This is a genomic window from Fibrella aquatica, assembly GCF_041321135.1.
GTDB lineage: Bacteria > Bacteroidota > Bacteroidia > Cytophagales > Spirosomataceae > Fibrella > Fibrella aquatica.
The window spans coordinates 284,948-297,416 of record NZ_JBGGWF010000005.1 but is presented as its reverse complement, the minus strand read 5'-3'; the positions used below and the strand labels follow the sequence as shown (position 1 = coordinate 297,416).

7 protein-coding genes are annotated in these 12,469 nt (G+C 53.7%); 5 read left to right on the top strand and 2 right to left on the bottom strand.

All coding sequences use genetic code 11. The features are described 5' to 3' along the window. Positions 1-2: 2 nt before the first annotated feature. Positions 3-2,234, bottom strand: coding sequence for a DNA helicase RecQ (gene recQ / locus ACAW87_RS14735; protein ID WP_370724184.1), 2,232 nt, complete (start codon positions 2,232-2,234; stop codon positions 3-5). A 195-nt stretch (positions 2,235-2,429) separates the two neighbouring features. Here recQ and ACAW87_RS14730 point away from each other — a divergent pair, with 195 nt between their 5' ends. Then, complete coding sequence (locus ACAW87_RS14730; RefSeq protein WP_370724182.1) at positions 2,430-3,398, top strand: KpsF/GutQ family sugar-phosphate isomerase; 969 nt, start codon at positions 2,430-2,432, stop codon at positions 3,396-3,398. A gap of 122 nt (positions 3,399-3,520) precedes the next feature. Next, positions 3,521-3,958 (top strand): nuclear transport factor 2 family protein, encoded by a 438-nt coding sequence (locus ACAW87_RS14725; RefSeq protein ID WP_370724180.1) that lies wholly within the window; start codon positions 3,521-3,523, stop codon positions 3,956-3,958. A 104-nt stretch (positions 3,959-4,062) separates the two neighbouring features. Here the strand turns inward: ACAW87_RS14725 and ACAW87_RS14720 are convergent, their stop codons facing one another. Beyond that, the gene (locus ACAW87_RS14720; protein ID WP_370724179.1) at positions 4,063-4,656 is read right to left on the bottom strand and encodes a TIGR04282 family arsenosugar biosynthesis glycosyltransferase; all 594 of its coding nucleotides are present in this window, start codon (positions 4,654-4,656) and stop codon (positions 4,063-4,065) included. A gap of 239 nt (positions 4,657-4,895) precedes the next feature. Here ACAW87_RS14720 and ACAW87_RS14715 point away from each other — a divergent pair, with 239 nt between their 5' ends. The 3 genes from ACAW87_RS14715 to ACAW87_RS14705 all read left to right on the top strand — a co-directional run bounded on the left by ACAW87_RS14715 (position 4,896) and on the right by ACAW87_RS14705 (position 12,438). Then, the gene (locus ACAW87_RS14715; protein WP_370724177.1) at positions 4,896-5,264 is read left to right on the top strand and encodes a Rid family detoxifying hydrolase; all 369 of its coding nucleotides are present in this window, start codon (positions 4,896-4,898) and stop codon (positions 5,262-5,264) included. A gap of 123 nt (positions 5,265-5,387) precedes the next feature. Continuing rightward, entirely contained in the window at positions 5,388-6,926 is a 1,539-nt protein-coding gene (gene gltX / locus ACAW87_RS14710; protein WP_370724176.1) for a glutamate--tRNA ligase, read from the top strand. Between the two features lie 277 nt (positions 6,927-7,203). Next, on the top strand, positions 7,204-12,438 hold the full coding sequence (locus ACAW87_RS14705) for a hypothetical protein (protein ID WP_370724174.1): 5,235 nt from the start codon (positions 7,204-7,206) through the stop codon (positions 12,436-12,438). Positions 12,439-12,469 lie beyond the last annotated feature (31 nt).

The window sequence follows — 12,469 nt, the reverse complement described above, 5'->3', positions numbered from 1 at the left end:
AGTTAGTTCGCTACTTCTGAAAGGAACTTGATGCGCATGAGGCGTAGCTCCTGTTCGGTAAAATCATCACTGTCAAATTCTTTGAGGGCAACGGCAATGTTATCGGTGTCGGCCCGCATGAAGTACTCGAAAATTTCTTCCTGCCGGTCATCGTCAATGATCTGATCAATGTAATAGTCGAGGTTCAGGCGGGTGCCCGAGTAGCAGATGTGCTCTACTTCTTCAACAAGGTCAACCAACGTGAGCCCTTTGGCTTCGGCAATTTCTTCAAGATCTACTTTCCGGTCGATCTGCTGAATGATGTAGATTTTGATCTTCGACTTGTTGACGGTCGATTTCACCACCACGTCTTTATCAGTCTCGATCTCATTTTCCTCCACGTAACTGACAATCAGATCAATAAAAGGCTTACCGAATTTCTGAACCTTGCCCATGCCCACGCCATTGATCTGGGCCATCTCTTCCCGCGTAACGGGGTAGGTGGTGGCCATTTCTTCCATGGATGGGTCCTGGAAGATAACGTAGGGGGGCAGATTTTTCTCTTTGGCAATCTTCTTCCGCAGTGCTTTCAGCAGACCGAGCAGTTCTTCGTCGTAAGCGTTGCCACCGCTGGCAGCCTGGGCGGCGGCATCGTCGGCTTCTTCCTTGGCGTCGGCGGTTTGCTGCTCGTAATCATGATCCTGCGAAAGCATCACCGGATACGGATCTTCGATGTAGTTCATGCCCTTCTGCGTGAGCCGGAGCACCCCGTAGTTGTCTACATCTTTCTCCAGATAACCGAGAATCGTGATCTGTTTGATGAGCGAGCACCAGACGTTGCAATCTTCACTGAACGACTTGCCTTTACCATAGAGATCCAACTTATCGTGTTCGTAGCTGGTTACGTACTGATTTTCCGTGGCTGTCAGTACATCGGCGAGGTGGCTCACATCGAACCGCTGATCGGTTTGGAGTACTGCTTGCAGGGCTATGACAATCTCAGACTGTGCTTTAAACTTGGGCGTTGGTTTCAGGCAGTTGTCGCAGAAGCCGCAGTCTTTTTCGACGTATTCACCGAAATAACCCAGCAGTTGCCGGCGCCGACACGTACCCAGGTTCGAGTACGACACCATTTCCGACAGCAGATGCTTGGCGTTGTCGCGTTCGGTAACCGGTTTGTCTTTGTTGAATTTCTCCAGCTTCAGAATATCGTCGTAGCTGTAAAACATTACGCAGTTGCCTTCCAAACCATCGCGACCGGCGCGGCCTGTTTCCTGGTAATACCCTTCGAGCGATTTAGGCGCATCGTAGTGAATCACAAACCGAACGTCGGGTTTGTCGATGCCCATGCCAAAGGCAATGGTAGCGCAGACCACGTCGACCTCTTCATTCAGGAATGCATCCTGGTTATTCATCCGCGTTTGCGGATCAAGCCCGGCGTGGTAGGGTAGCGCTTTTACGTCGTTGACACGCAGTAGTTCGGCAATGTCTTCGGCCGTTTTACGGCTCAGGCAGTAGACAATACCCGACTTGCCTTTGTTCTGCTTTACGTACTTGATCAGGGCCTTTTTAGAGTCGGCCTTGGGTCTGATTTCATAGTATAGATTCTTCCGGTTAAACGACGTTTTGTACACATCGGCATCCTCCATATCCAGGTTCTTCTGAATATCGATCTGTACTTTAGGCGTGGCCGTGGCCGTTAAAGCAATGACCGGCAGGCCCATGCGCCCCGAGTGGTGCCCGATGTTATCGACAATTCCCCTGATTTTTCGGTATTCGGGCCGGAAGTCGTGGCCCCATTCCGAGATACAGTGTGCCTCATCGATGGCGACAAACGAGATAACGGCTTTCTTCAGGAAATCAAGGTTTTCCTCTTTGGTCAGCGACTCAGGGGCGATGTACAACAGTTTCAGCGTACCGTTGAGGGTATCTTTCTTTACCTTCGTCATCTCGGATTTAGAGAGGGTCGAGTTCAGAAACTGGGCATTGACGCCAAAAGCATTGAGTTGATCGACCTGGTTTTTCATCAGGGCAATCAGCGGAGAAATAACGATGGCGGTTCCTTCGGAGGCAATAGCCGGCAACTGATAACACAGCGATTTGCCTGCCCCGGTGGGCATAATGACAAAGGTGTTTCGGCCCGACAGTATATTGTGGATGATCGCTTCCTGGTCTCCCCGAAACTGGCCGAACCCGAATATTTCTTTTAGTCGCTCCTTCAGGGTTGTCTGGACGGAATTGTCAATCTGCATCATGGTACGCTACTACGGAAGGTGAGTGGAGCCTGCGTGAGTATCTATCTTTGTAAGTGTGTGACGGGAGACGTTGAGTAAACTACAACGAAACCCGGAATAAGTAGGGTTAATCTATGTTCGGTTGAACGGACTAAGCGAATTTACAACCCATCCGTGTTACCTAAGCATTTCTGAACGTTGAATCTAACAAAAAATATGCAATCAATTGCCCGCGATGTGCTACTAGCTGAAGCCGAGGCCATCCGTGGGGCAATCGCACACCTTGATAGTCAGTTTGATTACTGTGTTGAAGCGATTCTGACTTCGGCCGGGCGAGTAGTGGTAACGGGCGTGGGCAAAAGTGCCCTGATTGGCCAGAAACTGGTAGCTACGCTGAATTCTACGGGTACACCGGCCCTCTTTATGCACGCTGCCGATGCCATTCATGGCGATTTAGGCATGGTGCAGGCCAATGATCTTGTGTTGGCTATCTCGAAAAGCGGCAATACCCCCGAGGTAAAAGTGCTGGTCCCGCTTATTCGCCGTACCAACGCCAAATTGATTGCGCTGGTCGGAGAACCAGCCTCATATCTGGCTAAACAGGCCGATTTTGTTTTGCTGGCCCCCGCCGCTCAGGAGGCCGACCCGCTGAACCTGGCCCCCACCACCAGCACCACCGTAGCCATGGCAATGGGCGATGCACTGGCTATTGCGCTGCTAACGGCTCGCGGCTTTACCCGGCAGGACTTCGCCCGTTACCATCCCGGTGGAGCACTCGGCAAAAAATTGTACCTGAAAGTGAGTGATCTGTACCCCGGCAATCAATGCCCCTGCGTACGCCCTGACCAAAGTATCCATGATACCATGCTGACGATGTCGGCGGGGCGGTTAGGAGCAACCGCCGTTCAGGATAGCTCAGCCGAATCTACAGAGGTGGGTACGTTGCTGGGCATTATCACCGATGGCGACGTACGGCGGATGGTCAGTCAGCACGATGATTATCGGCACCTTTGCGCCCGTGATATCATGACGCCAAACCCCATCTGTGTATCGCCCGACGATTATGCCGTAGCGGCACTGGAGATCATGCAAAAGCGCAACATTACCCAAATTCTGGTAGCCGAAGCAGGCAAACTGGTCGGTTTCGTACACTTGCACGATCTGTTGAAAGAAGGGCTGGTGTGATCTTAGGCAATTAACATAAAGACCTTCCTATATCAAGTTACATATGTTACTAATGCATTACAATTGCTTATAAATAAGTAAGTGTCGATTTTTGGTGGATTCAATAATCAGAAGTTCACTACATGAAAAAAGCAATCTTACTGCTGGGTACGTTGATGACCGCCTCACTGACTCACGCACAAACAACCCCGGTTACGCAAGAGCCACAACCCCTGGTATCTGCCTTCTTTAAGGCAATGGAAAGCGAAGATGCTGCTACTGTTGCCGCCCTCACCACCGATGATTTTGCGATTGTCAATTTCGATGGGCAAATCGCCGATCGGGCTTTGCTGAGTCAGGGCCTTACGGCTGGTATTCTGGTGGTCGAAACGTCACCAGCCACCAATCTTAGCACTCGGACCTACAATGGTAACACCGCCATCGTCACCGGCAATTCTTCATTCAAGGGGACTTTACAGGGCGAGAACTTCAATGCAGATGTTGTGTTCACTGTCTCGTGTGTGAAAATGGCCAACGGCTGGAAAATTGCTGCCGCCCAACTGTCAGGCACAGGCAAGTAAGCAGGTAACGGCAAGCCTGTGAGGCATTTGCTTCTACAGGCTTGCCGCCACCCGCTTACCTGCTGTTACGCTCATATTTTTAGGTGACAGGTCATCAGGTACGTTCACTTAGGAACCCGTATGGCCTGTTCGTAGTCACTCCATTCGTCAATGTCGGTCAGTTCTTCCAGTCGTTCGAAGGTGAGGCCTTGTTGCAGAATTGCCTGCTCGGTCAATAATCGTAGTTCGGGCTGGCTCCAGGGCATTTTTTCAAACAAAAACGGGTTGGGCTGTTTCATACCCAACAAATAATACCCGCCATCGGTGGCTGGCCCAATCACTACGTCAGCGCGATCCAGTGCTTGAAAAGCAGCAAACAAGTGTTCTTCCGTAATGGTCAGGCAGTCGCTCCCGATGATGATTGCTTTTTCGGCACCTGCGGCAAATTGGTCACGGAAAGCATTGTCCATCCGTTCGCCTAGGTCAGTACCCACCTGTTTGGCCTTCCCGTAGCCACTCCACCCGTCTGTAGGGTTTATAAAGTCGGCGTAATACACCGTCTTTTTCCAGGGAACATAGCGCGTAACCTGTTGGGTGTAATGAATGAGGTAGCGATATACCTCGGCAGCTTTGGCGTTACCAACAGTACGGGCAATACGCGTCTTCACGGTGCCGGGTATGGGGTTCTTAACAAAGATGATCAGGTGGTGGGTTGCCATATGGTGTGTACTTTTGTGGCTTGGTACGCGGGATTTAAGGGGAAACGGATTCAAAAGGATTAAAACGATTTACGCGGATTGTGGATTGAAGCGGATTATTAGCATCAAGCGGAGCCTATCTACTTTGATCTAAAAAATTGTGTAAATCGTTTTAATCCTTTTGAATCTGCGTACCCATTAAACTCCGCGTAGATCCGATTAATCTCTGTAATCCGCGTACCATAAATCTCATTGAAAAAATGTCAAAGCAAATCATTTATACCGACCAGGCACCTGCGCCGATCGGACCGTATAGTCAGGCTGTAAAAATCGGCAACACCTTATATGTATCGGGTCAGATAGCGGCCGAACTGGCATCATCAGGCGATATAAAGGCCGAAACCCGAAAGGTACTGGAAAATATTGGCGCTATTCTTCGTGCTGCCGATATGAACTACACCAACATTGTGAAAGCCACTATTTTCGTAAAAGACATGAACAACTTCGGTGCTATCAACGAGATATACGGTAGTTTCTTCACTGCCGACTTCCCCGCCCGCGAAACCGTCGAAGTAGCCCGCTTACCCAAAGACGTCAACGTCGAAATCTCAGTCATCGCCGTAAAATAAAGGAGGAAGGGGAGGAAAGGGACGAGAAGGAGGAAAGGGAATTGCGCGATGATACAGATACGATCTGTGGCAAAGCTCCTTTCCTCCTTCTCGTCCCTTTCCTCCCCTTCCTCCCCCTAATTCATGCAAACTCCACCCCGCGTTCGATTCGCACCTAGCCCGACGGGGCCGCTCCATATTGGCGGCGTTCGTACGGCACTATATAATTACCTGTTTGCCCGGAAAATGGGCGGACAGATGTTGCTTCGGATTGAAGATACTGACCAGAACCGCTTTGTACCCGGCGCTGAGCAATACATCATTGAGGCCCTGAACTGGGTTGGTATCCAGATCGATGAAGGGCAAACAGCCAACGGACCGGTTGGTACCGACGCGCCCTACCGACAATCGGAACGCAGAGAAATTTACCAGAAAGAGGCCCTGCGGCTTGTTGAAGAGGGTAAAGCCTATTACGCATTCGACACGGCCGACGAACTGGACGCCATGCGGGCCCGGCTCGAAGCGGCCAATGCCCCCGCGGCGCAGTACAACGCCATTACGCGGATGCAGATGAAAAACGCCCTGACGCTTCCCGCCGATGAAGTGAAAGCCCGCATCGAAGGGGGTGAAGCGTATGTGATTCGACTGAAAACACCCCGGAAAGAGGAAGTTCGGCTGAACGACCTGGTTCGGGGTTGGGTAAACGTACACTCGTCGGCCATTGATGATAAAGTATTGCTGAAATCGGACGGGTTGCCTACGTACCACCTGGCCAACGTGGTCGACGATCACCTGATGCGGATCACGCACGTGATTCGGGGCGAAGAATGGTTGCCCTCGGCACCGCTTCACGTGTTGCTATATCGGTATTTAGGCTGGGAAGATACCATGCCTCAGTTTGCGCACCTGCCGCTTCTGCTCAAGCCCGAAGGCAACGGCAAACTCAGCAAGCGCGATGCTGACCTGGGCGGTTTTCCGGTGTTTCCGCTCGAATGGAAAGACCCCTTTACGGGTGTGGTAGCGCGCGGTTTCCGCGAAGATGGCTACCTGCCCGAAGCACTCGTTAACTTCCTGTCACTACTGGGCTGGAACCCTGGCACCGAGCAGGAATTGTTCACGATGGACGAACTGATCGATGCATTCGATCTGGAAAAAATCCACAAAGGCGGCGCACGGTTCGATATCGAAAAAGCGAAGTGGTTCAACCACCAGTATATCCGGCAGCAAGCCAACGCCGATCTGGCGCCGGAGGTGCAAAAACAGGCACAGGATGCTGGATTTGACTGTTCAGTAGAAAAAGCGGAGAAGATTGTGGCCCTGCTGAAAGAGCGCGTCACCTTTGCGGGTGAGCTATTCACCGAAGCCAAAACCATTTTCTACGCGCCTACCGAGTTTGACGAAACCGTACGGGCCGCCAAATGGAATGACGAAGCCCGCCGCGCCGTAGTGGCGTTCCGCGACCGGCTGGTTCAGTTTGAAAAACCCTTCGAAGCCGATGCGATCAAGCAGTTGCTGTCTGATACGCTTACACAGGCAGGCATTAAGCAGGGAAAGGTGATGCAGGCCATGCGATTGGCGCTGACCGGCCTGGGCACTGGCCCCGACCTGATGTTGACAATGGAAATTGTGGGCAAAGAGGGTGTGATGGAGCGGCTGGAGAATGCCATGACAACGATGCAATAAGTTGGTAACGCCTGTTTTCAGGTACGTCGTACCTGAAAACAGGCTCTTTTTCTATCAATAAAAATGCTTATCTGATCATTTATATATAATTTCATGACTATAGTAAAATCCTCTTAGCTAGTTCTAACAACTTAGTTTAGTTTATTTACTATTCAGTAACAAATACACTTAATATTAATTTAGCTATACAAAACTCTTTTTAATCTGTAGTTTAAATAGATTGGCATGAGTTTGGACGCAACTTTTATTGGCCTTAACCCGCCGACGCGATCCATCTATGCTACTTTCTATCTTTCGGGTGCTATGCGCCGTATTTGCGTGCACAGTACTGAACTCCTCGACCTGGGCACAGGTACGTTCTACTTCCTCGCCTCCTGCTTCACCAACGCCCCGACAAACCGATTCACTTCGGCGCGTGTATCAGGCAGAGTACGCCCGACGTACCCGCGACCCCGCTACTGGTCGGGTACCGGCCGAACGGCTTAACGCGATTAGAACCAAATTGACAAAATCAACGGCGCGCAATGCCCGCACGGGAATCTCTGGCGTAACCTGGACTGAACGTGGGCCGCTGGGCTTTACCGGCACCATTCGGTTGTTTCTCCCCCCGGTTGGCGACCCCACCGGCCGTACAGTTTGGGCGGGCAGCACCACCGCTGGCTTATGGCTACATACCAATTTGGCCGAAACCGGCCTTAGCTGGTCACCACTTAGCGACGACTGGGCCAGTAAAAACATATCGGCCATGACCACCGACCCTACCAACAGCGTGGTTGCCTATGCCGCAACGGGCGATCCGTTGGGCGAAGCAAGCGGCGGCGGCATCTGGCGAACGGCCGATAAGGGAAAAACATGGCTTCGGTTAACTGCCACTATCCCCTCGCAAACGGGCACGGCTTTACAGTCCGCTTTTGGTCAGATTGCGGGCATGGCTGTTACCACTACCGGTCTGTTGTTGGCTGGTACACAGGGCGGTGTACTGCGTTCGTTCGATCAGGGCAGGAGCTGGCAGTTTCTCCTGGCTCCGCAACGTCAAATCGGGGCGCAGCCTGTGGCCGGTGGCAGTGACCGGGTATCAACGCTTAGAACCGGGCCTGATGAACTGGTCTATGTCAGCATGGCTAACGGGCGGATTTTCCGATCAACGACGGCGGCAGCAGCAACCTGGGTCGAGATTACGCCCCCCAACACGGCGCCCTACGTAGGAACCCGTACCGAATTAGCCGTGGCCGCCCCCGTCAGTTCGACCGGCGGAAACGCACAGGTATTGTATGCCGCCCAAATTGCGCTGGATAACGACTTCGGTGGACATACACTTCGGTGGCTTCGAAAATCAACCAACGGGGGCCAAACCTGGCAAACCATGACCCGCCCGGTATATGCCGACGCACCCGATCTGGATATTACACTTGGCTTTGGTAATCAATACTTTACAATGAGCGCATCACCCGACTCCGCTTCCGTGCTCTACCTGACCGCCTACGACCAGTTATACCGATCGGGCGATGGGGGCGCAAGCTGGACAGACGGAAAAGCAATTGGCCGGGCGACCGCTTTCTTCCCGTTGCCGAAGCAGGGAGCCGTTTGGGGAAGCGATAATCAGGTGTATTATGCCCCCATTCAGCAGCTTGTAGCCGAGGGCCGGAACGAAGTTCAGCACAACCGAAGCCGGGGCTTTGGCGGCCTCGACGTAGCGGGGGTCGCAATGAAAAATGTGGCTAACGATCCGTATCGACTTACCGGTAGTGTGTCGGGACCAGGTTTGCTGGAAACGGCAACCACTGGTTCGGCACCGGGTACTGCACAGGTCATTTATCCAGCCTATCCCCTCCGACCGTTTATTGATCAGAATGAACCGGCTGTTCAGGTGGCTGCGACGACAAACGGCGGTTTTCTGACCCGAAATCTAGACAATTCAGCCGCCTGGGATTACTACGCTACAGACTGGGGATCGGGCGATTACCCGGATGGGGGCGTTGACTACGACAGCCGGAACAACACCTTCTTCTTCTGGTCGGATGGGTACCGGAAAGCCACCGGTATTGGCACCGATCCGCAGATTTCGCTACTCGACAGTGGTAATCTGGCCCGGCCCACCTACCTGAAAATTGGCCGGGCCCAAAACACGCTTTTTGCCGCCCCGCTCAATGGCGGTTTGTATAGAATAACCGGTACCGACCAGCTAACGCCCGTTTTAACCAAAATAGACAAGAATTCCTTTCCACCGGGAAGTACTATCAGCGGTATTGATGTGGGCGCAACCGACAACGAACTGGTGGTCACGCTCTCGAACTACGGAGTTCAGTCGGTTTGGTACACGGCCAATGCCGGGGAAACCTGGGTGAGCAAAGACCTGCCCGCCCACGGCCTGCCCGACATGCCGGTGCACGCCGTTTTGATGAACCCCACCAACCGAAAGCAGGTGATGCTGGCTACTGAACTGGGCGTTTGGTCGACCACCGACATTACGGCCACCAACCCCGGCTGGGCACTAACCAACAGCCCTGCTCCGCTGATTCGGGGGAAACAACTTGTTTACCGCGCGGCCGACGAACGGGTAGCTGTGGTCACCAACGGTCGGGGCGTGTGGGAAACCGACGCCTGGGCGCTGGATACACCCACTTTATTAGCAGGTCCGTTCTCAACCACCGCTTTTTGCGCGGGCAGCACATTTCCCGTCAGTTTCACGCTTACCAACGTACCTCCCAGCCGGGTTGTGGTGCGGCTATCTGATGCGTCGGGCGATTTCAGCAAAGGCACCGATTTGGCAGCCGGCACATCGAGTCCCCTTTCGGCCACGGTTCCAGCTAGCGCAGCATCGGGGACGGGCTATCGCATTCGCCTCGAAGCCCCGGCCTTCAGTTTGACAACCGCCCTCAGCAGTTCAGCCATCACCATTGGTAACTTCACCCTCGATCAGGCGCGCATTGTTGATGGGCGGAAACTGCCGGGTACGCAAACGACTACCCCCAACTTCACGAGTGGGTACGTATGTCCCGGCGATTCGGCACTGTTACGGGCCTATGTGCCTAACCTTCCCGAAAGCCTCACGGCTACCTATCGGTGGGCTATTGATGGACAGCCGCTTCCCGAAAAAACAACCGCCACATTGCTGACCGGCCAAACAGGTACGTACAGCTTTACGGCATCGGTGGGTACGTGCGTCACCAACAGTACTGATGGGTTTCTGCTGATTGCGGTAGATGCCCCCACCGCGAGTGTACTCAACGCGACCAACGTTGCCGATGGGCCTCTTTGTCCGGGTACGGCTGTTTCGCTGGGAAGTTCGTATCTGGGGCAGAACGCTACCTACCATTGGCAGCGCAACGGAATTGATCTGCCCGGCACTAACTCACCCGTATTGTCGGCAACGGCCACCGGAGGTTACTCGTACAGCATTAGCTTTACCGCAGCCGGAACGGGCACCTGCATGAGCACAGCACCCGCCACGTACCTGACGTTTAACAAAGCCATTCTTCCACCGGTAATTGCCGTGGCAGGCGATCTGACCCCAACCCTTTGCGGCACCGAAACGCTCAGCCTCTACGCCACCACCCAACCAGACGGCACGACGTATCAATGGCTAAAAAATGGCCAGACGGTAGCGGGTCAGGCAGGTTCCATCATCACCGTTGGGCAGGCGGGCGATTACCGGCTACAGGTTCAGCGGGGTACATGTGCGGCCATAAGTGATCCGATCGGTGTGACCGCCAACAGCCAGTTGAGCAACGGCTTTTATTTTTACGGAAGCACCTCGCTCTGCTCGGGCGAATCGCTGGTGTTGTACGCCAAAAACACCAGTCATACCCTGCAATGGACCAAAAACAACGTACCTATCGCCGGTGCTACCGGATTCAGCTATTTAGTCGATACGCCGGGTAACTACGGTCTTCGCTACACATCGGGCAGTTGCTCAGGCACCGCCGTATCGGTTTCAGTAACGTTCAGCCAATCGCTGACACCAGTGCTGACCCTCAACGAACGTTGCAACGATGTTGAGCTATCGACCCGTGATTTTCCCCGAACGGGCACCGTTTCCTTTAGCTGGCTTCGGAACGGGCAACCTATTAGTGAGGGATTGCAAACGTACCACACCGTTTCGGAATCGGGTCTGTACAGTGTTTCGGTCACGAATGGCGTTTGTGGAGGCGTTTCCAGGCCGGTCAGCGTTACCATTGGTCAACCAGCCAGACCAACCATTGCGGCCGTAGGAAATCGACTTCGCTGCCCTGATTCCGCCATTGAGCTGCGGCGGGTAACCGGCTCTTATAGTTACTGGAAACGAAACGGCGTTCGCCTGCCCGGTACCGAGACAGATCGGCTTATAGCCACTGAAACGGGCGTTTACAGCCTGGTGTACGAGCAGGGCAGTTGCCTGACCGAATCGGCGGCAATGTCGGTAGTAATTGGTCAACCGGCTACGGCTAGTATTGTGGGGCGGCCATTTATTCGGTCGGGGCAGCGGGCGGTGGTACCTGTGCAGTTGAGTGGCGTGGCTCCGTGGTCTTTCAGCGTAGCCGGTGCGGCATTGGTGGTCAATACATCGCAAAATCCGTATTCGCTTACGCTGACGCCCTCCCAAACCACGAGTTATTCGCTGACGAACCTCACAGACGGCTGCGGAATTGGCTCAGGAACCACCATCCAGGTGTTTGTCGACGGGGCCGACGTGTCGCTGGAAAGCTGGGTCGATAAGCGGTTTTGCCAGTTGGGCGATTCAGTCACGTATTCGGTTCGCGTTACCAATGCCGGACCTGATCTGGCCGAAAACCTAACCGTTCTGAATCGGTTACCCGCTGGCCTTAGTTATGTGGGCAGCCAATCGGCCGTAAGCGGCGACAGCCTACGCTATTCGGTTGGCAACGTACCTGCGGGCGAAACGCGCACATTCAGTTTCAGAACATGGGTGAACAAGCGTGGAACGTACCTGAACGCCGTAGAAGTTGTCCGCTGCGACACCCCCGATCCCGATAGTCAACCTGGTACAGGCACCCGCGACGGTGAAGATGACGTGGCTATGGCGGACTGGCGCACGGACGATACGACCCGCGTGGTGTCGGTATCACCCAATCCGAACGGGCGTGTGCTACCGGCGGTGGCGGGCAATCAGCCCCTACCCGTGTCCAATCAGGCTGATTTAAGCGTGCTACTGAGCCTAAGCAAACGAGTGGCGACACTGCGCGACACCATTCAACTGGCCATCCGGGTTCATAACCGGGGCGGGACCGCTGCCACCCTGGTACAGACCGGACTCACCATTCCAAACGGCACCTACAGTCTGGACAGAATCACCTGGAAACCAGCTGGAACACTAGTCACGGTGGATATTGGTTCGGTAGGCATCAATGCCACGGTGAACAAAACGGTATACTGGCTACCAGCAACTACTGATTCGTGCCGGGTTGAAATCACCCGTTCGTCGGTAACCGATCCGGATTCGACGCCCAACAACCGTGCCGTCAGGCCGGGGGAAGACGACGAAGCCAGCGTTGATATTCGGGTGGTGCGGTGAGTGCTTGTTGTTGTGAGTGTTAATTTTCGCG